Origin of the sequence: Bacillus sp. FH (genome assembly GCF_052216825.1) — a bacterium.
In the GTDB taxonomy this organism is placed as follows: Bacteria; Bacillota; Bacilli; order Bacillales; family Bacillaceae_G; genus Bacillus_A; species Bacillus_A paranthracis.
In genome coordinates, this window is the sequence record NZ_JBQOUU010000001.1 from 993124 (window position 1) to 1018332 (window position 25209).

18 protein-coding genes are annotated in these 25209 nt (G+C 34.3%); 4 read left to right on the forward strand and 14 right to left on the reverse strand.

Annotated elements, in window-relative coordinates:
- Nucleotides 1–143: 143 nt before the first annotated feature.
- The 3 genes from ACTT1L_RS05300 to ACTT1L_RS05310 all read left to right on the forward strand — a co-directional run bounded on the left by ACTT1L_RS05300 (nt 144) and on the right by ACTT1L_RS05310 (nt 4894).
- Nucleotides 144–941: a cell wall hydrolase gene (locus ACTT1L_RS05300; protein ID WP_076873504.1), complete on the forward strand. Its 798-nt coding sequence runs from the start codon at nt 144–146 to the stop codon at nt 939–941.
- Nucleotides 942–1206: 265 nt separating this feature from the next.
- Nucleotides 1207–2544, forward strand: a complete 1338-nt coding sequence (locus ACTT1L_RS05305) for an NAD(P)/FAD-dependent oxidoreductase (protein ID WP_048550026.1) — start codon at nt 1207–1209, stop codon at nt 2542–2544.
- A 430-nt stretch (nt 2545–2974) separates the two neighbouring features.
- Complete coding sequence (locus ACTT1L_RS05310; protein WP_048550030.1) at nt 2975–4894, forward strand: LTA synthase family protein; 1920 nt, start codon at nt 2975–2977, stop codon at nt 4892–4894.
- A gap of 99 nt (nt 4895–4993) precedes the next feature.
- Here the strand turns inward: ACTT1L_RS05310 and ACTT1L_RS05315 are convergent, their stop codons facing one another.
- Nucleotides 4994–7807 (reverse strand): dynamin family protein, encoded by a 2814-nt coding sequence (locus tag ACTT1L_RS05315; RefSeq protein ID WP_140394883.1) that lies wholly within the window; start codon nt 7805–7807, stop codon nt 4994–4996.
- A 454-nt stretch (nt 7808–8261) separates the two neighbouring features.
- Here ACTT1L_RS05315 and ACTT1L_RS05320 point away from each other — a divergent pair, with 454 nt between their 5' ends.
- On the forward strand, nt 8262–8447 hold the full coding sequence (locus ACTT1L_RS05320; RefSeq protein ID WP_000461128.1) for a hypothetical protein: 186 nt from the start codon (nt 8262–8264) through the stop codon (nt 8445–8447).
- 389 nt (nt 8448–8836) lie between these two features.
- Here the strand turns inward: ACTT1L_RS05320 and ACTT1L_RS05325 are convergent, their stop codons facing one another.
- The 13 genes from ACTT1L_RS05325 to ACTT1L_RS05385 form a co-directional block, all read right to left on the reverse strand.
- Complete coding sequence (locus ACTT1L_RS05325; RefSeq protein WP_061131611.1) at nt 8837–9823, reverse strand: choloylglycine hydrolase family protein; 987 nt, start codon at nt 9821–9823, stop codon at nt 8837–8839.
- Nucleotides 9824–10037: 214 nt separating this feature from the next.
- Entirely contained in the window at nt 10038–11402 is a 1365-nt protein-coding gene (locus tag ACTT1L_RS05330; RefSeq protein WP_000413918.1) for a sensor histidine kinase, read from the reverse strand.
- Nucleotides 11390–12052 (reverse strand): response regulator transcription factor, encoded by a 663-nt coding sequence (locus ACTT1L_RS05335; protein WP_000101080.1) that lies wholly within the window; start codon nt 12050–12052, stop codon nt 11390–11392. The genes ACTT1L_RS05330 and ACTT1L_RS05335 overlap by 13 nt, the downstream gene beginning before the upstream one ends.
- A 41-nt stretch (nt 12053–12093) precedes the next feature.
- Nucleotides 12094–12852 carry a lantibiotic immunity ABC transporter MutG family permease subunit gene (locus ACTT1L_RS05340; protein ID WP_000279845.1) on the reverse strand — a complete coding sequence of 253 codons (759 nt, stop codon included), beginning with the start codon at nt 12850–12852 and terminating at the stop codon, nt 12094–12096.
- Between the two features lies 1 nt (nt 12853).
- Nucleotides 12854–13606 carry a lantibiotic immunity ABC transporter MutE/EpiE family permease subunit gene (locus tag ACTT1L_RS05345; protein WP_001055399.1) on the reverse strand — a complete coding sequence of 251 codons (753 nt, stop codon included), beginning with the start codon at nt 13604–13606 and terminating at the stop codon, nt 12854–12856.
- A gap of 3 nt (nt 13607–13609) precedes the next feature.
- The gene (locus ACTT1L_RS05350) at nt 13610–14314 is read right to left on the reverse strand and encodes a lantibiotic protection ABC transporter ATP-binding protein (protein ID WP_001002802.1); all 705 of its coding nucleotides are present in this window, start codon (nt 14312–14314) and stop codon (nt 13610–13612) included.
- 238 nt (nt 14315–14552) lie between these two features.
- The gene (mutL, locus tag ACTT1L_RS05355; RefSeq protein WP_000516472.1) at nt 14553–16496 is read right to left on the reverse strand and encodes a DNA mismatch repair endonuclease MutL; all 1944 of its coding nucleotides are present in this window, start codon (nt 16494–16496) and stop codon (nt 14553–14555) included.
- An 8-nt stretch (nt 16497–16504) separates the two neighbouring features.
- A complete protein-coding gene (gene mutS / locus ACTT1L_RS05360) occupies nt 16505–19183 on the reverse strand; it encodes a DNA mismatch repair protein MutS (RefSeq protein WP_442821825.1) in 2679 nt (892 codons plus the stop codon).
- Between the two features lie 181 nt (nt 19184–19364).
- Nucleotides 19365–19907, reverse strand: coding sequence for an outer spore coat protein CotE (gene cotE / locus ACTT1L_RS05365; RefSeq protein WP_001288798.1), 543 nt, complete (start codon nt 19905–19907; stop codon nt 19365–19367).
- 125 nt (nt 19908–20032) lie between these two features.
- On the reverse strand, nt 20033–20464 hold the full coding sequence (locus tag ACTT1L_RS05370; RefSeq protein ID WP_000870462.1) for a RicAFT regulatory complex protein RicA family protein: 432 nt from the start codon (nt 20462–20464) through the stop codon (nt 20033–20035).
- Nucleotides 20465–20467: 3 nt separating this feature from the next.
- A complete protein-coding gene (gene miaB, locus ACTT1L_RS05375; protein ID WP_001005403.1) occupies nt 20468–21997 on the reverse strand; it encodes a tRNA (N6-isopentenyl adenosine(37)-C2)-methylthiotransferase MiaB in 1530 nt (509 codons plus the stop codon).
- Nucleotides 21998–22424: 427 nt separating this feature from the next.
- The gene (locus ACTT1L_RS05380) at nt 22425–23291 is read right to left on the reverse strand and encodes a 2-oxoacid:ferredoxin oxidoreductase subunit beta (RefSeq protein WP_000190154.1); all 867 of its coding nucleotides are present in this window, start codon (nt 23289–23291) and stop codon (nt 22425–22427) included.
- Nucleotides 23278–25035, reverse strand: coding sequence for a 2-oxoacid:acceptor oxidoreductase subunit alpha (locus ACTT1L_RS05385; protein ID WP_000625425.1), 1758 nt, complete (start codon nt 25033–25035; stop codon nt 23278–23280). The genes ACTT1L_RS05380 and ACTT1L_RS05385 overlap by 14 nt, the downstream gene beginning before the upstream one ends.
- Nucleotides 25036–25209 lie beyond the last annotated feature (174 nt).

Here is a 25209-nt window from a genome sequence, read left to right on the forward strand (position 1 = left end):
ACTCTACACTACATAAATAAGAAACTTATAATGATTATTTATTTTATATGTGCTAATATACTTACATTAAAATATTATATATAGACATTTTGAACTACAGTACTTAACAGCTTCACCTTAATTTTTTCTTAGGAGGATTTACAATGAAATTATTAAAAATAAAACATATAATCCCTTTATCTGCGGCTGCAATTACATTCGTATGTAGTCAAAGTACAGCTGAGGCTTCTACCATTCATACAGTAAAAAAGAATGATACACTTTGGGGCATTAGTAAACGATACGACGTTTCAATACAATCCATTAAACAGGCTAACCATAAAGGAAACGATCAAACTTTCATTGGCGAACAGTTACATATTCCAGGTTCCGTCAACTCAAATGAAACCACTGTTCACCAAAACGCCAAACCTGCGAACATTTCTGAGCAAATTATTTATCAAGTACAACCGGGAGATTCATTGGAAACGATAGCAAAGCGTTACAATGTTACCGTTCAATCTATAAAACAAATTAACAATACAGTCGGAAACAAGCTCTATGCAGGACAACATTTGAAAATCAACTCAAGCATTTCAGAAAAAGAAAAAGACTTAATGGCACGCTTAGTTACCGCTGAAGCAGGTGGAGAATCATATAGAGGAAAAGTTGCTGTAGCGAAAGTTATACTAAACCGTGTAAATGCAAATGGGTTTCCAAATACAATAACAGGCGTTATTTATGAACCTATTACATACGGATATGCATTTACTCCTGTTACAGATGGAAGAATTAATCAACCTGCAAGCGCAGAAGCAAAAATGGCTGTAGAAGAGGCTATCTCCACAAATGGAATACATTCTGATTGGCTTTATTTCTATAATCCGAAAACATCAACAGACAAATGGATTACGACACGTCAAACAGTAGCAGTAATTGGTAACCACGTCTTCGCTAAATAACATTTAAAATCATTAACAGACCTCTTCACTTAAAAGGTCTGTTTTTTTGTATGTAAGAATTTATTTATCATGTGATATAGTGGTCTTTGAAAACTAATTCTTCTTGTAAATAAAGACACTTGTATTTACTTCATCACTCTAAGAAATTAAAAAAGCATCAAGTTCAAAAACTCCCCTTTATTAATAAAATTTATTTCTTACCTTCATAAAATTGTTATACACTAAAAAAATAAAAAACAAACTATTCGTTAGCAGGTGAAAGAATATGTATGATGTTACAATTATCGGCGCTGGAGTAAGTAGCATTTTTCTGGCTTATTCACTAGTTAAAAGTAACAAAAAAGTTTTAATTCTTGATAAAGGTAAAGCGCTAGGAGCTCGCCATTGTCCTTTAGACGAAGGAAAAGCGTGTAATTGTACTACATGTGATAAATATTTCGGATTTGCTGGTTTAGGAAAATCTGAAGGGAAATTTAATTATACAAACGGATTTGGTGGAGAACTTGAGCAAAAAGTTGGTAAAGAGGGCTTTATACAACTTATGGCTGAAGTAGATGAAATTCTATGTCAGTTCGGAGGAAATTCAGTTTCAAAATATTCTACAGAAAATCCAAATCTCAATAAGAGAGCTGAATCGTGTGGTTTACAAATGCTAACAACAGAAGTACGGCATCTTGGTACTACCCTTTCAAAGGAAATTTTTCAGCAACTCTACGAATTTTTACTTACGAAAATAAATATACAATTTCATATAGATGTACAACATATTATGAAACAGAAAGATCATTTTACTATAGATACAAATGAAGGAACATTTCAATCTAGGCAACTAGTATTTGCAACTGGGCGTTCCGGAGCAGATTGGTTAAAGGAGATGTGCACTTCTCTACATATTTCTCAGGAACAAACTCGTGTAGATTTAGGTATTAGAGTAGAGATGAAAGAACACCAATTACGTTCTATATTAAAAGATACATTTGAGACTAAACTTTCTTATGAGCATGAGGATTTCACAGCGACTACGTACTGTATGAATCCAAAAGGACGCATTATTAGAAAGTACGAAGAAGGTTTAGTTATGCCTGACGGTCAAAATTTTCGAGAGAAAGGAACTGGCACACCTAACTTAAATTTCACTTTATTCATCCCGCGCTATTTTCCAACTCTCAAAGAAGCAAATATATATGCAAGTTCAATTATTAAAAACATTAACCAAGGACGAGATCGGATTGTTATACAGCGCTTAGAGGACTTACTAAATAAACAGCCTACAATAGCGAACGACATGAAATATAACCGTATACAACCTACGCTACAAGGAGATTATGGAAATTTGAATACAGAAATTCCTCCGTTATATATTGAAGGACTTAAAGAATTTTTATTACGATTAGAACAATTCATCCAAGAACCGATCGATACAGATACTTTATTATATGGAATTGACGGAAAGTTTTATGCTCCTACGATAAGACTCAATAATCATTTTGAAACGAGTATACATGGTCTATTTTTAGTTGGAGATTGTTCAGGCGTCACTCATTCATTATCTCAAGCTGCTGCAAGTGGGTTATATGTTGGAAAATATTTATCTGACATCTAATTGCATAATTAAGATACCAATCAAATATTTTAAGTTTCACAACGTTTTATTTATGTAGTAATAGCATAAATCACTATCCTCCCTCCGCTAACGATTATCCCACAAGGAATCGAGATTTCATGAGATACATATGTAATATAAACGTGTATATAAAACTATTCAGTTCCACCTTCATTTGTTCGATATTTTGTAACATCATCATAGTGTTTAATATGTTAGGATGTCTATAAGTATTTTTTACTACAACTATGACTTTTTCTGCCTGTTCTAAAAAATAGATTGGCGCTTGAAAATTCCTCATTGTACGTATGTGAATACTTTATATTTTTACCTTTAGAAACCATTAGCTAGTTGATTCATTACACTCTAATAGTTATAAAAATATAATATATAATACAAGTTAAATAAATTATATAAAGAAGGAGTAAAAATGAAAAATAAAATCAATTTACAAATGCAAAATATAAGCTTTGTTTTAATAATTGCTTTAGCAGTATGGTTAAAAACATATCTTATTACAAGATTCAGTTTTGATTTAAAAATTGAATCTTCTACACAAGAGCTTATTTTGTTTATTAGCCCTCTCGCTGCTTCATTAGCTTTTGTCGGATTCGCATTATTTGCAACCGGTGAAAAGCGAAATTATATCGCGCTATGTATTAATTTCTTATTAACAATTGTACTTGTTGGGAATGTAATGTTCTATGATTTTTATAGTGATTTCGTTACGTTACCAGTACTTGGACAAACATCAAACTTTGGCCAATTAGGCGGTAGTATTATAGAAATATTGAACTACAAAATTATACTCGCATTCGCAGACATTATTTTCTTCTTTATTTTATTAAAGAAGAAGGCACTAGTCTTCCAAACGGGGCGCGTAACTCATTCGGCACGCTTGTTATATTTTCTCTTAACGATTGGTGTATTTTTTGCAAATCTACATCTTGCAGAAAAAGAGCGACCTGAATTACTAACGAGATCATTCGACCGAGTCATGCTTGTTAAAAATTTAGGACTATACACGCATCAAGTATATGATTTAACACTACAAGTAAAAGCAGGATCACAAAAGGCACTTGCTGATAGTAGTAAATTACAAGAAACAGAAAACTACGTGAAGGCAAACGAAAGTCAGCCGAATCCTAACATGTTTGGTGTAGCAAAAGGAAAAAACGTAATTGTTGTTACTCTTGAATCCTTACAAACCTTTTTAATAGGCGCAACAGTTAACGGACAAGAAGTTACACCATTTTTGAATGAATTCATAAATGAAAGCTATTACTTTGATAACTTTTTCCACCAAACTGGGCAAGGAAAAACATCCGATTCTGAATTTCTAATTGATACGTCGTTATATCCATTAAATCGAGGAGCTGTATTCTTCACACACGGTAACAATGATTATACTGCGACTCCAGAAATTTTACGTCAGCAAGGTTATTTCACTTCTGTATTCCATGCGAATAACGCAACATTTTGGAATCGTAATATCATGTACTCTGCTCTCGGTTATGATCGTTACTATAATGAACTTGATTACAAAATTACGCCCGAAACTAATTTAAATTGGGGATTAAAAGATATCGAATACTTTGATCAATCAGTAGATATATTAAAAACTGTTGATCAACCATTTTATGCTCGTTTCCTTACTTTAACGAACCATTATCCATTTACGTATGATGAAGATACAAAATTCATTGAACCATATAACTCTGGTAATGGCGTATTTGATCGTTATATCGTAACAGCACGTTACTTAGACGAATCAATTAAAAAATTTATTGAGCGTTTAAAAGCCGAGGGAATGTATGATGATTCTATTATTGTATTATACGGTGATCATTATGGCATTTCTGAAAAACATAATCGTGCAATGGCACAGTTTTTAGAAAAAGATCAAATAACAGAATTTGATACTTTAAATTTACAACGTACACCTTTATATATTCATGTCCCTGGACAAACAGAAGGTCAAACGATTTCAAAGCCTACGGGACAAATCGATATGAAACCTACTATTCTCAATTTATTAGGGATTGATACTACGAACGATATTCGTTTTGGTCATGATATGTTTTCAGATGAATATACCGGTTTTGTTGTTTTACGTGATGGTAGCTTCATTACAGACAAATATGCATACAAAAACAACACTTTCTATGACCGCATAACAGGTGAAATTGTAGATTTACCAAAAAAAGAAGCTCAAGCACTCATTAACCGTGCACAAAATGAATTACGAATGTCTGACAAAATTATTGAAGGAGATTTACTACGTTTCTCAGAAAGTAATAAAATTAAAACTGGCGAAGTACAAACTAAAATTAAAGAAACTGAAAAATAATGTGAATATGCAAAGGGAGCAACTCATTACAGTTGCTCCCTTTTACTCTCTTATAACATGTGATGCAATTTCACATAAAAAATCTTAAATATTTTACTTTTATTCTGCACTTGTTTCTAAAATTACATCTGTATAAGTATGATCATCACCCATATGTAAAATTACTTCACATTGACGTAATCTCAATTCAAAGAGCATGATAGAATCATGATAAACTTCAGGATTTGATTTCATTTTATGTAACATCTCTTGTTTTTCTTGTATTTCTAATTGCATATTTTCTACAGCTTGTTTCAAGGAGTTAAATGGATTCCTAAAGAAGATATGAATATCTCGCTCTTGTGTGTTTTCGAATAGCTCAAATTGCAAGAAAAATTTCTTCATAATAGAATCCGTTACCTCAGTATAATCTTCATTTTCTACATACTGTTTGTATTTGTTATATAACATAGTTTTATTTTTAGGAAGAACTCCAAATAATTTACCGGCACTTTTCAATAAAAATTGTGCTGGCGTAAATCGACGTAAAATATTTACTTCATCCATTTGTATTCTAGTCGTCATTCTGTCAGTATCTCTGCGCCAGTCATCCAACACTTTAAAGTCACATTCTAACTGTATTCGATTTTCTCCAAATAAAGAATTAAGTCCTTCACTAAGTTCTTCTAAGTACGATTGACTTTGAAGGAGCTCATTATGAGAAGTTGCAATCCAATTTTGCATAGAAAGAGCAAGATGAGGTAATACCGTTTGTTCTAAATATTTATGCACTCTTTCATTCATTGCTTTATTTAGTTGCGTATCCATGTGACCGAAATCGCTTTCTTCACTTATTAAATCAGAACAACTCTGTAATACCTTCGGTATATTTTCAGTAAGATCATTCGTAATTTCCGTTTTCATTGTACGATATGACTCTGTAATGAAATGAATTTTTTCCCTCTCAAATGCAGTAAGGTTATTCATGCTACCGTTTAGTTTCACTAGCATATCTTCATTCCACTTAATCGCATCCACTAGATTGTTTTCTTTCTCAACGCGTTTAGCTAAAAGATATGTAATTGTTTTTCGGATGAAGAACAATAGCTTTTCAGTACGTTCTGCATCAATATTTTTATGATTAAAGTTAAAATGAATAAACTCACTTAACTCATTTAATTGTTGACTACTTGTATATAACGAAGAATAAGGAAAAATTCTCGCTTGCGGGAAATATGTGTTTATTCTCGCTGCCGTATCTTGTAATACTCTTTTCACTTCTGCTTCACTGTAAATGTTATCGATTTTATTTAATAAGAAATGAATTTGTAAATTTGGTGTATGTTCTTGAATGCTTAATAGAATATCACGCTCTTTATCAGTAAAAGGTGAATCCGCATTCAATACAAACAATAATTCATCCACGGAATTTAGATATTCAAATACCTCATCCCTAGTGTCGTTATTCCTATTAAAGCCAGGTGTAACTACAAATGTAAGTTTATTTTCACTTAAAAATTTGCATGGTAATTTAAATTCAACACATGCTCTATCTCTATACGTTTGATGGTGTTGAGACATCATATTATGATAATCAGAGATATCTTCCGTTGTTGTAATTGCAGCATCTGTTATGGCGTTAATTTCTGTATGAGCATCATTTTTTAAAACTACTACATTTGAAATTGATTTTTCTAATAGATTTTCTCCTAATATAGAGTTGATAAATGTAGTTTTTCCGTTCCCTGAAGTTCCTGTTACTAAAATACGATTTGTTCTTAAATCTGCAAGTTCGTCAACTAACCATCTAAATCGTTGACCTATTTCTATATTGTTCTTTTGTGCCCACTGTGTAATAGATTCAAAAAGATGTAGACTGTACTCTAAACCATTCACATGATTCATAGAATATAACAGTAGCTTTTCCGCATGTTTTATATTTGATGAATCTATTTGGGTAGGAAAAATTTCATCCCATGCCAATACAGCTGCTGATGGAAATACAGCATAAGACGGATTGACTACTTTTAACCAATTTGTTAAAAGACTTGGAATGATATCGTGTAATTGTTTAAGCGTATATTGCCCTTGAATTAATGCAAAGTACGTTTCTTCGTAAAGAGAAGAAATTTTGTCCCATATATCGGACGACTCTATTTCAATATGTAAGAAAAATTCATTTATTGTGTTAAGCCACAATAAGTAATTTTGTTCATTTTTATAACTGTTCCAAAGTGATGAAACCATTTGCGTAAATTGTACTTGATCTACATTATTTAATGTAACTAATGCATCATAAAAATAATCTGGTGAAATATGTTTAGTAAATCCTTTATCGATATATCCTTTTAACACCTCAAACCACGGATAAGATTCTATTCGAATTAACTCATTCACAGCAAGCTCTACTGCACTATCAAAATCTTGTTGTTCCTCGTAAAAGGAACGGGCAATTTTTGTGACATTCGGATAATCCGGATTTAAAGAAACCGCTTCTTTAATAACAGCGAAAGCTGCTTCAAAATTATTTTGCTCTATGTAAAGAGAAAGTAATTGTAATCTAATTTCTGTCATCAATATTATATTATCAGTAGCAATGGAAGTATAAACATTTTCAGCAACTGCTAATTGATTCAGTTCGAAATAAGCATCCGCAATATTTTTTTGTGCCCATGGTGCTAATTCATTACTAACCTTCTCCCATTTAAAAATAGCTGCTTCAAAATCTTGATGCTGATAATAAAATTCACCTTGCGCAAAACGAATATAAGATCCATCAGAAATCTCATTTTTTTCTTCGTTTACATAAGCTTCTCCAAGCACGTCAAGAGGTGGTTTTGTTACATTCTCCATTAGGAATGTTTCATAATACATTTTTTTTATTAATTGTTTTTCTATTCTCATCTTTTCCCCCACTATATCTTGAAAATACATTTTTAAGATATGTCAACACTTTATTTATGTATGTTTTTTATCTTAACAAAGAATATCTTTTGGAAAATTTCATTTTCCTTTCATTTTTCAAGTTAGATTGAATTTTTATGAGAAAAGTTTCAGTTTTTTTTCAATTCCCTTTCAGTTATGAAACAGCATTAAATGTTCCTAATAACATAATAACACTATAATATTCCGCATTATATTATCAGGAAAAACCTATATGAATCATATTATAAAAACAATTTATAACGAATACATATGCAAAAAACACCTCCCAAAACAAATAACAAAAATCAATATCATATATTTCACAAATTATTTTCCTTTAAAACATTTCAGTAGTTTCGTAATTAAATTCCATTAACCTCTATAAATAACTAGTCCAAAAAAAATCTATATGCATATCATGTTATAGTAAAGAATTCAGGAAATCCTAAAAGGAGGCATTTTCATGTTTGAAGATAAATCTAAAATAAACTACCCATATGAATTTACCGAAACTACAACAATCCCGCTAAAAAATCCTATCAATAAAAATTTCAAAAACGGCTCTGGTACACATACTTTCCCAATTAAGAAGCATTATAAAGAGCAGGTGCTATATACGGAAAAAATTAATAATAATAAAAATAAATAAGCGTATAGGCTCTTATAACAATTAATCAAATAAGAATCTATATTAGACCTTGTATAGTTATAGGTAATATATAAGTTTTTCTTATACAACTCATGTACTTTTAAAAAGTGCTGATATACAGCGCTTTTTTATACATAGATAATAGAAGAACCAAAAAGGTATGGATATTTTCCACACCTTTTTGGTTCTTTACTATTTATAAATAAATTCCACCTTCACTGCTCCTTAGCTAATGCTCCTAGCAGCAAAATTCTACTCGTTGGAGTCATTGAAGAAAGGAGTAGATTTATGATAAATCCCAAAGTTAAAGAAGCACCCATGAATTATATAGGCCATTATTGCTCTATTATATATATTTAAAAATTTACCAAACGTTGTTTCAAAGCTACTTAATTTTCATAAAATATTTTTTGTTTCCGTTGGAACGGATAGGCTTTAATCTCATCTGTATCTAAATTTTCATGAAATAAATGAACAGCTATAATTTGTCTACAATCGTAAGTATGATAATAATATGTTCCGGATTCCATACACATTACGCTTGTATATATGGTATTATCTAATGCACCTTCTTCTGTTATTACTCCACCTTTAGGAACCTCACAATTTGATAAGATATGAAAAAGGGCTGATACTCCCTCTTCTTCGCTATCTATACCTTGAATGTTTTGTTTGCCATATGCTGCCCGCACAAATCTTGAGGGTGGAGTGAAATCCCCTGGAAGTCCCATTGAGCCCGATCCCTGACCAAAAGCACTTAATGGTAAGTTACTCCACTCTGTTGGCGCGAATGGCTGCGATTTAAGACCTATGTATTGTCTTAAATTTTGCAAATGCCAATTAAACTCCGGACTATTCGTCATCACTCCTAGTGGGTTGTCATACATTTTTAATCCTTCATTTGTCGGCTCCAGTACAATACAATCTCCCCATTTATCTGCCAAAATCCAATGTAGTGGTGGCGTAAGTCCTAAATCCGGTAACGGTATATCCAAAAAGGTAAGGCTATCTACAGATTTCTTTAACTCTTTGACAGAATTGAATTGTGTAAGACTCCAAGTCACAAAATCAAATGGAGCTAAATTCGTTTTATTGTCATCTATGCTTTGACTATACGTAGCGAATCCTGGAAAATAGAGTGTTGCACATGTCATACCTGCTTCATTTACTCCGTCCGCCATAATGATCCTTCCTTGATGATTAATTCCCATTCCGACCGTAGCATGTTTCGTATTAATGATTTCACCAGTTATATTATTCCACTGGTAATGTCGAGGAATGATTATTACTTCTTGATTCATATCTAATGTGAAGTCCATCGTTCTTGCAAAAAGATGCTGACCGTTTTTTGTCTCTAATGTCAAACTAGTACACATAAAGAACACCCCATTTTATGGTTTTATCTACACTTTACATAATTCCGATAAGTCTGTAAATTAAAAACCTCTTTCCTTACAAACAAATTAAGAACGTACATATAAATTACAAATAGGTTGAGGTTATCTCTAGTTTATAAATGAATTTTTAACATATAGTTGTAAAAGAAGTATATTAAAAAGGAGCGAATTGTTATAATCTGCCCCCCTCCCTCTACTTCGCTGATATTTCCAAAACAACTTTTGCACCGTACAGCTTTTTCGAATTACTTAAGTAAAGATTTCCACCGTGTTGCTTTGCAAAGCTTTTAGCAATGTATAACCCCATTCCATGGTGATCTTTGGAGTTTCTACTTTTATCTCCCCTATAAAACTGCTCTGTAGCTGAATGCATTTCCTCTTCTGTAAACCCTCTTCCCGAGTCCTCTACAATAAATTGCAGTTTTTCACTAATCATTTCCACTGAGAACATCAAGTCACCCTTTGTCGGAGAATATTCAATTGCATTCATCATTATATTCATAATTGCTCTTTTCAAAGCGGTCTCGTCAATAGGAATAAAATTTGGTATGTCCTGAACATTTTCAATTAGATTTAACTGTTTGCCTAAAACACAAATTGCACTTTCTTCTATAATATTATGAATAAAGTCTCGGAGATCTGTTTGCTTGAATTGAAGTGGAGCGCCTTCCTCACATTTCGTAATATCGAGTAAAGATTTCATATATATTTCCATCTCATCAATACTTTTCAAAATATGCTCATTACATTTCTTCTGATTTGAATCTAGCATTGATTCATTTAATAGCTCTGCATTCCCTCTCAATATCGTTAACGGCGTTTTAATGTCATGTGCCAAAGCAGCAATCTGCTCTCTTCTATTTGTTTCCATATTCCACTGTGTACGTAACGAATGATTTAATTCATCTTTCATTTTTACTAAAGAAGTTAATACTTCATTCACTTCTTTTATTTTAGATTGTTCCACTTGAAAATCTAAATCTTCCTTTTGAATTTTATCTGTTACCTTTCTCAAAATCATCATTTCCTTTGACAATGATTTACCAAAAGAGCGAGATAGAAATATCACTTCGGCAACAAATAGTAGAATAAAAAGAACAATTTCACAAACTTCCGGACTCGGTAAATACTTCTGCAAAATAGGATTTTTAAAAGTAGCGTGTAACGTATATAGAATGACACAAATATCTTTATCGCGTTCTATAATTGCATAGTAGTACGTACTGTCACCTTTTTCATCATTATGTATGTTATTCCATATTTGTCCTGCATAATCTTTATTAATACTCCCTTGTATAACGTTTCCTGAAAAATCATACAGAGCATATTTATATTGTTTTAAAATTTGATCATCTTCCTGTTCCGCTTTAACTATAGCATCTCTTTGCGACTCAATCTGTTTTTCATAATAATTTGCTGGTAAGATTATTTCTGCGTTAACTCCAACTTGGAATAGAATCATAAAAAAAGTCACTAAAGCAATCGTCCCTATTGAAAATGCAAAAATATACTGTATTAAAATCTTACTAAGGTTGACTTGCTTTTTCATTTTCTCCATTTATAACCAATTCCCCATACTGTTTCTATTGGATTCATGCCATACTTAGATAATTTATGACGGATATTTTTAATATGTTCCACAATTACTTGGTTATCACTTTCTCCCTCATAACCAAAAACATTTTCGTAAATCTTTTCTCTTGAAAATACTTGTCCATGATTCAAAGCTAGATATTCGCAAATTCCATACTCACTTTTCGTAAATGCGATAGATGTATCGTCATACCATATTTCTTTACATGACAGATGAAATGTAAGACCTGACAGGAAAAATGCATTTTGCTTTTCTCTATGCTCACGCCTTACATGCGCGGATACCCTCGCACGCAGTTCTCCAATTCCAAAAGGTTTTGTAATATAGTCATCTCCACCGAGACTAAGCCCTGTGATTAGATCCTTCTCCATTGTTTTGGCTGTTAGAAATACAATTGGACTATCAACCAAATCCCGTATTTCCTTACAAAGTGTAAAACCATCTATTTCTGGCATCATGACATCTAACAGAATTAAATCAAAATGACAAAATTTTTCCTTTGGTATAGTAAGAGGATTACTAACGGCTGTTACCTCATGACCTTCTTTCTCTAGAGCACTTTTTATAATGTAAAGGATGCCGTCTTCATCATCAATTGCTAATATTCTTGCCATATAGAATCCCTCCCCACTCTTCCATTATAATACAATTACACTTACATTTCTTTGCGTCCTTCATAAAAGGAAAACCACATAAGAGAAATAACAAATGCAATGATCGTGAAACAAACACAAATCACTGCTCCAGTTGCTGCCTCTACTGCTAAGACACGAATAGAACTAGGACTTAATTTGTATCCCAAAAAATAATTGCATAATCTCGCGCCCCATGCACATGGTATGTATTTCCAAATTACATCCCCCATCCCTGTAAGCATTAAAGCTGCCAACAAGCTTTCTATAATTCCAATCCCAATGGAAACACCTTTACTAAAGCGAAAATTTAAGAACAGATGCCATATATACATAAAGATTTGACAACTAAAAAGAATGAATGAAATTTCAACATACAAAGCAAATGGAATTTCATTTTGTCCTAACAGAAAATGAAAACCTGTCGCAAACCCAACGACTGCCAACATAGTGGAACAAAACCCACATATTAAAAGTAAACATACTTTACTAATTAACGCTTTACGTCTTCCGTATTCCGTTGATAAAAGTTCTTTAAAATTTCCTGCCAAAGCTTCCTGTTCCACGACAGAAGAACACACTATGCTAATTAGCAACGGAAAAGATATCGATAATACTTGTATATAGCCTGAAACTTTATTTATAGAATCAAATTTTGAAAAGGAATAATAACTTAAAAAAAGAGCAATACCGATGATTGGCATCGCTACATGTATCCAGAAAAAAATCGTGTGTTTCATTTTTATAAAATCAGCTCTTAATATCCTCGACAAAACCGCCATATTATTTTGCCTCCTGCTTTTCAAACCACTTTGCCGTCACATAAGTGAATAACAGGAACAACACAACAGAAATTACTATGCCTGGCAAAATCACATCGTAGGAAAGTAGTTCTGGTTTAAACGTTACACTTCCGGTTTCTGCATACAAACCATTTGGTAGTATTTTCAAAATAGGGATCATCAGTCTACTTGGATATGTGTATGGACTAATCATCCAAATATTTTTTGTTGCCAATACAACTCCAAAAATTCCATTTGCCCCTACATTCAACAGAAGCGTCGGAAATAGACCTATTTTGTTACCTAAAAACAAGCAGATTGGAATTTGCCACATAAAAGTAACGATTAAAAGAACGCTTCCTAATAGTGCATTTACCGTAGGAATGATGCGGAAATTCTCTTTATTTACTAGTAAACTAGATAACTCGATTCCACAGAAAAACAGTATGCATGAAAAACTCAAAATCCCTAAAATTAGTAATACTTTAGAAATCCACACTCGTTTTAATGAAACTGGTAACGATAAAATGGAACGATTATTCATTTTTTTATCTTTCTCCGCAAGAAGTACACAACTTAAAGAAACCATTCCCGGAAGCATCGTAATGTACCACCAGTTGTAACTAGATAATTGAAAATAATCCGCCGATAATAAAAAGGCAATTAGTATTGTAGCAAATGGAACTAGCCATATAAGTTTATTCAAAAAAGTATGTCTAATTTTAATTTTTTCAGATGCAATATATAGATTCATTTCTTATGCCTCCCTTCTATACTTTCCAGCCACTTGTACAAATAAATCTTCCAAGTCATCATTCTTATTCAATTTCCCCTGATACCCCAATACACCACCTGATATAATCCCAACATGATCTGCAATTTGACTTACTTCGCTTAAAATATGACTCGATAAAATGACCGTAATTCCTTTTCCAGGAAAGGATAGAATGAGTTTTCTTAATTCCTGAATTCCAAAAGGATCCAGTCCATTCATCGGCTCATCTAATATTAAAAATTTCGGATGGTTCAGCAATGCAATCGCAATTCCCAGTCGTTGCTTCATCCCCATAGAAAAATCCTTCGCTTTTTTCTTATCTGTATTCTCTAGCTCCACAATATGCAATACTTCATCAATCCTTGATTTAGGCAAACCTAAAACAGTCGTACGAACCTGCAGGTTTTCTCTTGCTGTTAAATTTTCATAAAGCGGAGGAGACTCAATTAAAGCACCAATAGAATGTAGATCGTGCCGCGTCCATTTATGACCATCAAAGTAAATCTCACCAGAAGTAGGTGTAAGCATGCCTGTTATCATTTTTAAAGTGGTCGATTTCCCCGCTCCATTAGGACCTAACAATCCATAGATTGAATATTTCGGTACAGAAAGCGAAATATTTTGTACGACACTTTGCTTTCTAAATGTTTTACAAAGATTTTTTGTTTCTAACATAATCTCATTCATCCTAAACTTCCTCCTCGTATATTGTAATTCTAGAATAAATGATAATTATAAGGATTCTATAAGGAAAAGAAAAAACATTGAGAGAAAAAGAAGTTTTTACATGCAACCTGTATGAAAACTATGGATTCATATAATTTTTCTATAATTGGTTACAGATGAAGAATTTATAAAAAAAGAATATCTAAACAAAAAAGAAGCGATTTATTTCATCGCTTCTTTTTATTAAATCATATTATCCCTACATAACCCTCTTAAACATCTTCTCCAACTCATAAGTAGAATGATGCACAAGAATTGGTCTTCCGTGCGGGCATGTGTATGGGTTTGTTGTTGTACGAAGTTCTTCCAGTAAAGCAAATATTTGATCGTTCGTTAAATATTGATTTGCTTTAATTGAAGCTTTACAGCTCATCATGATGGCTGCTTCTTCACGTAATTTTTTAATATCAACTTTTTTTAGTTTAACGACCTGCTCCATCATTTCATCGATAATTTCTGTTTCTTGCCCTTTTGGGAACCACGTTGGATGCGAGCGAACGATAAAGGATTGATGGCCGAATTGCTCCAAAAATAGTCCAACTTTTTTTAGTTCTTCTAGTTGCTCTTCGACACGTAAAAATTCGGTAAGAGATAAATCGATACGGTATGGTACGAGTAGTTCTTGTACTTCTTGTGCTACTCGTCCTACTTTATCACGGAAGTATTCATAATTAATACGTTCCTGCGCGGCATGTTGGTCAATCATATATAAGCCTTTATCATTTTGAGCGAAAATATATGTTCCATGCATTTGTCCAATTGGATAAAGCGGCGGTAAATCATTACCGTTCATTTCGATTTCTTCTATTTCCTGAACTTCTTCTTCTAATTCCTCTAGTTCAAAATCCTCTTCGTTACTGTCCCACGATTTCTCTTCTCGAATCGGTTCTTCCATTATCGGTTTAGTAGATGGCTGCCAACTTTGTTCTTCTCTTACGAGCGATTGTGGTGGTTGCCATTCTTGTTTTGGCGGTTGCCAAAGCTGCGCTGGCTGTTTCACAGCCTGCGGTTCTTCTTGTTTTTCATCCATGCCCGTCGGTAAAACGATCTCCGGCATGGATGGTTCTTTCGGCTTCGCATGCTCAAACTGAAACTGTTCTTGCACACTTTCATCTTTTTCTTTTTTCTTCGTTGTTACACCTGCATCTGGAATGAGCTGTATTTTTTTGAATGCTGCTTGCAATGTTTCTTCGATAAGCTTTAGTAATTCTTGTTCTTTACTAAAACGAACTTCTAATTTCGCAGGATGTACGTTAACGTCAACTAGCATTGGATCCATTTCAATCGATAAGAAGCCGATTGGATATCGTCCGACTGGCAATAATGTATGGTATCCTTGCTGAATAGCTTTCATTAATACGAAATTTCGAACGTAACGACCATTTACGATTGTTGACATATAATTTCGAGATGCTCTCGTTACTTCTGGTAATGTTACATAGCCTTTAATTGTGAAATCTAAAGATTCCGCTTCAATTGGAACAAGCTTCTTTGCAACTTGAATGCTATAAATCGATGCAAGTACTTGTCTTACATCACCATTTCCTGATGTATGAAGCAATTTCTTTTCATTATGAAATAGCTTTAACGATACTTCTGGGTGTGACATTGCAATACGATACACGATATCTGTAATATTCCCAAGCTCTGTATGAATGGTTTTCATATATTTAAGACGCGCTGGTGTATTAAAGAATAAGTTTTGTACTGTAATATCTGTTCCTTTTCGGCTCGCTGTTTTCTCCTGCTTTATAATGTCTCCACCTTTAATAATAAGGTGCGTACCAGGTGCATCACCTGTGCTAGTGATTAATTCTAATTCACTAACTGAGGCAATACTCGGTAATGCCTCGCCGCGGAAACCGAGTGTTCTTATGCGAAACAGATCGTTTTCATCTTTAATTTTGCTCGTCGCATGTCGTTCAAAAGCGACGATACAATCTTCTTCTGCAATGCCGTCCCCATTATCAATGATGCGAATTTTCGATAAACCAGCTTCTTCTAAGTGGATTTCAATAGATGTACTATTCGCATCGATAGAATTTTCCACAAGTTCTTTTACGACTGAGGCAGGGCGCTCTACTACTTCCCCTGCCGCAATTAAGTTAGAGAGTTGATCATCTAGTTTGCGAATTTTACCCATCTACTTACTCATCCTTTCTTTAACTTTTTTTGTAAGCGATACAGTTCGTTCATCGCTTCTAAAGGTGTCATATCAAGTAAATCAATTTTTTTAATTTGCGTCAGTACTGCCGTTTCTTTTGCATCTAAAACTGGCTTGTCTTGTTTTTTCGAAGATTGTTCTCCACCAAAGAATGATAGTTGTGATTCTTCTTCAGTCTCTGCTTTCGTCTCTTCTATTTCTACTGGTTCTTCTTTTACAACTACAGGCTCTGGAATAACTTCTTGCGCCTGCGCTTTCACTTCTACACGCTTTGGAATAATAATTTCTTCCTGTCCTTCAAGTTGCGCTAATACTTCTTTCGCTCGAGCGATTAAGCTATCTGGAAGCTCTGCAAGTTGCGCAACGTGAATTCCGTAACTTTTATCTGCTGCCCCGTCTTGAATTTTATGAAGGAATACTACTTTTCCGTTCTCTTCAATAGCTGAAACGTGTACATTCTTCAGTTGATCTAAACTGTCTTCTAGCACTGTCAATTCATGATAATGTGTAGAGAATAACGTTTTTGCACCAATTTGGTCGTGAATATGTTCAATGATTGCTTGTGCAAGTGCCATACCATCATACGTAGATGTACCGCGTCCAATTTCATCGAATAAAATTAAACTTCTTTCTGATGCATTTGCAATGGCATTTTTCGCTTCTAACATTTCGACCATAAATGTACTTTGACCTGAAATTAAATCATCCGCCGCGCCAATTCTCGTAAAGATTTGGTCAAATACAGGTAATACTGCTTCTGTTGCTGGTACGAAACAACCAATTTGCGACATAACCGTTACAAGTGCTAATTGTCTCATATACGTACTTTTACCAGACATGTTCGGTCCTGTAATTAAAAATACATCCATATTCTCTGGCATAATACAATCATTCGGTACATACAATTTCCCGTTCAATACTTTTTCAACGACAGGATGACGACCATCTTTAATAAAGATTTCGCGCTTCGTTGTTAGTACAGGTTTTACAAACTGTTCTTCTTCACTAACTGTTGCAAAACTTTGCAGTACGTCTAATTCACTAATTACTTTCGCTAAATGCTGTAATTTCGGAATAAATACTTTTACTTCTTCACGAAGCGCTGTAAATAAATCGTATTCTAGTTGTACAATTTTTTCTTCAGCTTCTAAGATTAATGTTTCTTTTTCTTTTAGTTCATCTGTAATGAAACGTTCCGCATTAGCAAGCGTTTGTTTACGCTCGTAGCGGCCTTCTGGTAATGCTCCAAGGTTCGCTTTCGTTACTTCAATGTAGTAACCGAAAATACGGTTGTATCCAATTTTCAACGATTTAATTCCTGTAATATCACGCTCTCGTTTTTCAAGCTCAGCAATCCACGTTTTTCCGTTTTTACTCACATAGCGATATTGATCAAGCTTGTCATTATAACCATCTTTAATAATATCTCCATCTTTAATAGAAAGCGGTGGATTTTCTTGAATACTTCTTCCTAGTAATTCTGTTAAGTTCTCACATGGATCTGCACCTTGAATTAATCTCGCTGCATACGCGTTATCTAACAAACTAATCGCTTCTAAAATAGCTGGTACTTGCAGTAAAGATCGTCTTAACTGTAATAAGTCCCTTGCATTGACATTACCGAATGCAACTTTCCCTGCTAAACGTTCTAAATCATATACTTCTTTTAACTTTTCTTTTAAATCTTCACGCAAGAAGTAATCATTTACAAACGTTTCAACCATTTCTAAACGCTCTTCGATTCGTTCTTTCTGTATAAGTGGACGTTCCATCCACTGTTTTAACATACGACCACCCATAGCAGTCTTCGTCTTATCTAATAGCCATAATAATGATCCTGTTTTTTCTTTCGTTCGAAGTGTTTCTGTCAGCTCTAAATTTCGTTTTGAATGCACATCAATCTTCATAAATTGATTCGTATAATAAATTTCCACAGGCTGCAAATGATCTAATGAACGTTTTTGCGTTCTTATTACATAGTTAAATAAGCGCCCAACTGCTTTAATTAACTTTGCTTGTGAAACATTTTTCACAAGATGTCCTAGCCCTTCAGGAATTGCCGTTGCATCTTCATATGAAATCGTCATTTTTAACGTTTCCGTTAACTTGTTTAGTTCATCTTTAGAAAAGGAAGAATCTACAACAATTTCTTTCGAACCAGTTGCATACACTTCTAATAAAATATCCTCTACTGAACCAGTCAATAACGTTACTGTATTTTGCCCAGTCGTTAAATCGTTACAAGCTAACGCATATGATCCATCTTCAAAATGTGTTAATGCGGCTAAAAAGTTATTTTCTTTCTCATCAATCGTACGCCCTTCCATCATCGTTCCTGGCGTAATTAATTGTACTACTTCACGGCGCACTACACCTTTAGCTGTTTTTGGGTCTTCTACTTGCTCACAAACCGCTACTTTATATCCTTTTTCAACAAGTTGTTCAATATAGTTTTTAGCCGCATGATACGGTACACCGCACATCGGTATACGTTCACTACTACCACCGTCTCGGCTCGTTAATGTAATTTCAAGTTCGTGGGCTGCTTTAACCGCATCCTCAAAGAACATTTCATAAAAATCACCTAAGCGGAAAAATAAAAAGGCATCTTGATAGTCTGCCTTAACTTTTAAATATTGCTGTATCATAGGCGTATATTGCGTCATACTTATCCTCCATAATTCTTACATAATAATCTATATTCATATATGTCACATTTCACGGACACTCTTATCTCCTATTTCAGGAGTCTTTCTTCATTATAGCACATTTCATTAGCAATCATGTTCATCTAAGCACCACTTATGTAAAGTAAAAAGCTAGGAAGAACTTCTCCCTAGCTTTCTATTACTCTTCTTCTGCATCAACGATAAAGTTCGGATCTAACTCTTCAAACTCATCATCTTCAATTTGGAAAGCATCATCTGATTCCACGCAACCTTCAGGGTTTACACTTACACAAATTTTCGTTTCGCCAACTACTTCTGTTACAAATTCACGTTCTACCGTTACAACAATTTTATTACCATTTGGTGATACAAGAGCTTCTAAACAATTTGGTGGCTGAATGACACGAGCAATAATTTCTAAATCATCACCAGAAAAGTTTTTATCACGATATCCAATGCTTACTTCATCTGTGTAGTTTACACGTTCTGTTACAACTTCTGTCTTTGTATTGCCATCGAATGAATACCAAGTATTCACATCATAGAAACCTTCAATTTCCACATGTTTTCCATTCTTTCTTGCTTCGTACGAGTGGTTAATTACCCAGCACCCTAAAATACTTGTTGGCTCATTATTCGATTCACATGTATGCGTTGACTTTGTATACTTACGTCCTTTTCCAACCACTGCTTTTGTAATAATCTCTCTAAATTCGGACATTCGTAACCCTCCTCAATCACTATTCACTTAATCATATGCGTGACAATAGCGGAATGTGTCATTCTTTTTTTGAGAAGAACTTACGTTTAATCCACTAAAAAAAGAGATGTCAATTCGACATCTCTTTAACAACCACAATTTCCTTTTTTACTTTCTACCGCTGCGCCCGTTTCACCCTTCAATACATCGCCATTAGTTGAAATTAATATTTCATCTGTTACGTTGTTAGAAATCGTACTTGCAACTAGCTGTAGTAAGTCATTTACATATGTTTGTGAAGATTTAAATTCTTGTACAACTGGGATACTATCTAACTTATCTTGCAGGGCATCAATTTCAGCTTCTACTTTTTTCAAAGCTTCCCATTTCCCGTAATGTTGCAAGTTTACTGCTTGTTTTTGCAGTGCTTTAATTTCATCAATTGCGCGCTTCACATTTTCATTTTTATGAATTTGTGCCTCTGCTTTCTTAAAGAAATCAACTTCTTCTGTTTCAGAAATCATTTTTGCTAATTCTTTCGCTTGCTCAACAATTTCATCTTTCGAATATACTTTCATCTATTATTCCACCTCAATCGGCTCTTCAACTAATTCTCCGTTAAGAGACCAAGTTTTTGCATCCGTTACTTTTACTTTCACAAGCTGACCAATTAAAGACTTTGGAGCAACAAAGTTTACAAGTTTATTTGTACGAGTATAACCTGCAAGTACTTCTGGATTATTTTTACTCTCTCCATCAACTAACACTTCTACAATTTGACCTTTATAACGATTATTCTTTTCAATTGCCAATTTATTTACTAATGCATTTAAGCGTTGAAGACGTTCTTTCTTTACTTCCATCGGTACATTGTCTTTCATTTTTGCAGCTGGTGTACCTTCACGCGGAGAATAAATAAAGGTAAAGGCAGTATCAAACCCTACTTCACGATATAACGACATCGTTTCTTCAAATTGCTCATCTGTTTCATTCGGGAAACCGACGATAATATCAGTTGTTAATACCGCGTTTGGAATTGCTTCTTTAATTTTTCTTACAAGCTCTAAATAATGCTCACGTGAATATTTACGCGCCATAATTTTTAACATTTCTGTGCTTCCAGATTGAACTGGTAAGTGAATATGTTCTACTAAGTTGCCACCTTTTCCAAGCACTTCAATTAAGTGATCATCGAAATCGCGTGGATGGCTCGTTGTAAAACGAATACGGGCAATATCAACTTTACGGAGCTCGTCCATTAAATCGCCAAGACCGTATTCTATATCTTCAAAGTCTTTACCATATGCATTTACGTTCTGTCCAAGTAACGTAATTTCTTTATAACCATTCGCAGCTAAATGACGAATCTCTTGGATAATGTCTTCTGGACGTCTGCTTCGCTCTTTTCCGCGTGTATACGGTACGATACAATATGTACAGAACTTATCACAGCCATACATAATATTTACCCAAGCTTTAATATCACCACGACGTACTTTCGGAAGGTTTTCAATTACGTCTCCTTCTTTGGACCAAACTTCAACTACCGTCTCCTTCGAGAACATTGCATCTTTTAGAATGTACGGTAATCTATGAATATTATGCGTTCCAAACACCATATCTACATGCTGATTTTTTTGCATAATTTTATTTACAACAGATTCCTCTTGGGACATACAACCACATACACCAATTAAAAGATCAGGATTTCTTCGTTTTAGTGCCTTTAAATGCCCTAGTTCACCGAACACTTTATTTTCAGCATTTTCACGAATAGCACAAGTATTTAATAATACTACATCTGCTTCTTCAGTTGAAAAGGTTGGTTCATATCCAAGTGCAGTGAAAATACCCGCCATTACTTCTGTATCGTGCTCATTCATTTGACAACCATATGTACGAATATAAAACTTTCTTCCTGTACCGAAATTGCGAAACTCTTCAGGTAAGCCAAAATCCCGTTCAATTTTAACTTCTTCTTTCCCTCGCTTTTTCGCGTCTTTTAAGGAAGGTGGTTGGTATACACTTTCAAAGTATTTGCTATAATCTTTCTCTTCTTTTTTCGTAGAGGAATTCACTTGTTGACTTGCTAATCGTTGTTGCTCGTTCATCGGTAATCTCCTTTCACCCTTAACTATACACACTTTATAGTCCATTTTAATGCGCTTAGACCCACCTCAAAAATGGTTAGATAGCTTGAGAGATACTTGTCCTTTGAAACTTGAGTAATCAATCTAATCATCTATAAGAATGAAGTCTTCCCCACACAAATAGACATTCCCTTTTTGTATTTCTTTTGTCCTACTCAAAAGCATATTGCTTTATCCCTATACACATTACCATAGTATGAAGTGTTTCGCCAATTTTTACAAAGAAGAAGGCTTATCCTATTATTACATTTCCTAGTTAATGAACATGCAATTTTCATACAACGATTTATATATTATTTTACCATTCTGAATTTTCCAAGTAAATAAGACTGCTTTATATTTTTACTCATTAAAAAAGGCTGCCAAATGGCAACCTCCTCTTCTTATATTACATAAATTCAGCAACAAGCTCATCAAACATTTTCTGATCCATGTTTAAATCAGATTGCACTAAAGGCTTCTCACTATAGCCTTTTACTAGTTCTTGGTATGAAGGTTGCGCTGTATTTTGATAAATTAACCCTGTTACTAATCCGTTGTTTTCCATTAATGTTTGCATAGCCATCATGCGATTAGACGGATCATATCCCTCTACTGTACTTAGTTTTGTTAAATTCTCTTTAAACCAATCGTAAGTATTTACTTTATTGTAAGTAACACATGGGCTGAATACGTTAATTAATGAAAATCCTTTATGGTTAATACCAGCTTCAATAATTTGTGTTAATTCTTTTAAATCACTTGAAAAGCTTTGTGCCACAAATGTTGCACCAGCTGTTAAAGCCATTTCCATAACATTTAGTGACGGTTCAATTGAACCTTGTGGTGTACTTTTCGTTTTAAATCCAGCTTCACTACGTGGTGAAGTTTGCCCTTTTGTTAATCCGTAAATTTGGTTATCCATTACGATGTACGTAATGTCAATGTTACGACGAATAGAATGGATCGTATGTCCCATACCAATCGCAAATCCATCACCGTCACCACCTGATGCGATAACTGTTAAATCACGGTTTGCCATTTTTACACCTTGTGCAATTGGAAGGGCACGACCATGAATACTATGCACACCATATGAATTAATATAACCTGAAATACGACCTGAACAGCCGATACCAGAAATAACAGCAAGTTCATCTGGATTTAAGCCAACGTTAGCTGCCGCACGTTGAATTGCAGCTTGCACCGAGAAGTCTCCGCAACCTGGGCACCAGTTTGGTTTTACACTGTTACGAAAGTCCTTAAATGTTGCCATTTAATACAACCCCTTTTTTGCATTCGTTGTAAATCTCTTTCGGCAAGAATGGGTTCCCATCATATTTTAAAAGACTAGAAATTTTCTCACCGTTACCAAGATTCATTTTCATAATGTTAGCAAGTTGACCTGTTGCATTGTTTTCTACCACTACAACACGCTTCGCATTTTTCACAAGTGGATCGATTTCAGCTGTTGGGAACGGGTGAATTAAACGCACATGAGCATGGTTTACTTTCATACCCTCTTGTTCTAAGCGCTCCATTGCTTCTTCGATCGCACCACGAGTTGAGTTAAATCCAACAAGCAATACGTCTGCTTCTTCATGCTTAACATTTTTATAAACAGGGGTATTAAACTTCAAGTTCTCCATTTTACGGAAACGTTTGTCCATTTGATCTTTACGGTTTAATGCTGATTCAGATGGTTTACCAGTTTCATCATGTTCTACACCTGTAACATGGTGAACACCATTTTTCATACCAGGTAAAACACGTGGTGAAACGCCATCTTCTGTTACTTCATAACGCTTGAAGTATGCTTTATTTTCACGTTCTGGTAATTCCGCTTCTAAATCAAGCTTACCACGACGAATTTCCACTTTATCTAACTTAAGTGGTTCTACTGTCTGTTTCCCTAAAGAAAGCTGTAAATCTGTTAAGAAAATAACAGGTACTTGATATTCTTCAGATAAGTTAAACGCTTCTACAATATCATAGAAAGCTTCTTCCACTGTACTTGGCGCCATTACGATTTTTGGAATTTCACCGTGCGTACCGTAAATCATTGCCATTAAATCAGACTGCTCTTGTTTCGTTGGTAATCCTGTACTTGGACCACCACGTTGTGTATCAACAATTACTAATGGCGTTTCTGTAATACCTGCTAAACCAATCGCTTCCATCATTAAAGATAGACCTGGACCAGCAGATGCAGTTAATGTACGAACACCAGCATAGTTTGCACCGATTGCCATTGTACAAGCTGCAATTTCATCCTCAGTTTGGATTACTGTTCCGCCGACTTTTGGCAATTTTTTAATTAAGTATTCCATAATTTCAGATGCAGGTGTAATTGGATATGCAGACATAAAGCGAGCACCACCAGCTACTGCACCAAATGCGATCGCATCGTTCCCAATCATAAACATGCGCTTCTGACCATCAGCTTTTTCAAGCTGCATCATGTTTACTTTCTCACCTAGTAACTCTTTCATATATTGAGAGCCGCGCTTAATTGCGTCCATGTTCTTTTGAACGACTTGCTCTCCTTTACGACCAAAGATCTCTTCAACAACATCTAAATAAGCTGTTTCATCTAATCCTAATACCGCACTTGATGCTCCAACAGCAACCATGTTTTTCATTAATGATGTGCCTAATTCTGATGCAATATCTGTAAACGGTATCACATATAGATTTACATCTGTATTGTCAGGTATTGTCGGATTAAATTTCGCATCTGCAACTACAATCCCGCCCGGACGTAGTTCGTGGAAGTTAAAATCAATTGTTTCTTGATCAAAAGCAATTAAAATATCTAAATCATCTGAGATCGCGCGTACTTCTGTTGTACTTACACGAATTTTATTATTTGTATGGCCGCCTTTTATACGTGATGAGAAGTGGCGGTAACCGTATAGGTAATATCCTAATCGGTTTAATGCAATACAGAAGATTTCTCCTGTACTTTCAATTCCTTCACCTTGTTGGCCTCCAACTTTCCATGAAAGTTGACTAATCATCTCCTACACCCCTTTTGGCTGCATTCATTGTAGTGTATTTTTTTACAGTAATAGTTTAGCATTTTTTATGCAAATAAACTACAATGGACGCAAATTATGCCTCTTCTGATTTCCCTGAATCTTTAGTATAAAGCTATTTTGTTTTTCATTCTAGTATTAGGTCTTAAAAAAAGC

Coding starts and splice junctions, on each gene's coding strand:
- ACTT1L_RS05330 (WP_000413918.1), bottom strand. CDS start 11,402: ATGGAGAAAATGAAAAAGCAAGTCAACCTTAGTAAGATTTTAATACAG.
- ACTT1L_RS05380 (WP_000190154.1), bottom strand. CDS start 23,291: ATGGCAACATTTAAGGACTTTCGTAACAGTGTAAAACCAAACTGGTGC.
- ACTT1L_RS05320 (WP_000461128.1), top strand. CDS start 8,262: ATGTTTGAAGATAAATCTAAAATAAACTACCCATATGAATTTACCGAA.
- ACTT1L_RS05385 (WP_000625425.1), bottom strand. CDS start 25,035: ATGATTAGTCAACTTTCATGGAAAGTTGGAGGCCAACAAGGTGAAGGA.
- ACTT1L_RS05305 (WP_048550026.1), top strand. CDS start 1,207: ATGTATGATGTTACAATTATCGGCGCTGGAGTAAGTAGCATTTTTCTG.
- cotE (WP_001288798.1), bottom strand. CDS start 19,907: ATGTCCGAATTTAGAGAGATTATTACAAAAGCAGTGGTTGGAAAAGGA.
- ACTT1L_RS05345 (WP_001055399.1), bottom strand. CDS start 13,606: ATGAATCTATATATTGCATCTGAAAAAATTAAAATTAGACATACTTTT.
- ACTT1L_RS05340 (WP_000279845.1), bottom strand. CDS start 12,852: ATGGCGGTTTTGTCGAGGATATTAAGAGCTGATTTTATAAAAATGAAA.
- ACTT1L_RS05325 (WP_061131611.1), bottom strand. CDS start 9,823: ATGTGTACTAGTTTGACATTAGAGACAAAAAACGGTCAGCATCTTTTT.
- ACTT1L_RS05350 (WP_001002802.1), bottom strand. CDS start 14,314: ATGAATGAGATTATGTTAGAAACAAAAAATCTTTGTAAAACATTTAGA.
- mutS (WP_442821825.1), bottom strand. CDS start 19,183: ATGACGCAATATACGCCTATGATACAGCAATATTTAAAAGTTAAGGCA.
- mutL (WP_000516472.1), bottom strand. CDS start 16,496: ATGGGTAAAATTCGCAAACTAGATGATCAACTCTCTAACTTAATTGCG.
- ACTT1L_RS05370 (WP_000870462.1), bottom strand. CDS start 20,464: ATGAAAGTATATTCGAAAGATGAAATTGTTGAGCAAGCGAAAGAATTA.
- ACTT1L_RS05310 (WP_048550030.1), top strand. CDS start 2,975: ATGAAAAATAAAATCAATTTACAAATGCAAAATATAAGCTTTGTTTTA.
- ACTT1L_RS05300 (WP_076873504.1), top strand. CDS start 144: ATGAAATTATTAAAAATAAAACATATAATCCCTTTATCTGCGGCTGCA.
- ACTT1L_RS05335 (WP_000101080.1), bottom strand. CDS start 12,052: ATGGCAAGAATATTAGCAATTGATGATGAAGACGGCATCCTTTACATT.
- miaB (WP_001005403.1), bottom strand. CDS start 21,997: ATGAACGAGCAACAACGATTAGCAAGTCAACAAGTGAATTCCTCTACG.
- ACTT1L_RS05315 (WP_140394883.1), bottom strand. CDS start 7,807: ATGTATTTTCAAGATATAGTGGGGGAAAAGATGAGAATAGAAAAACAA.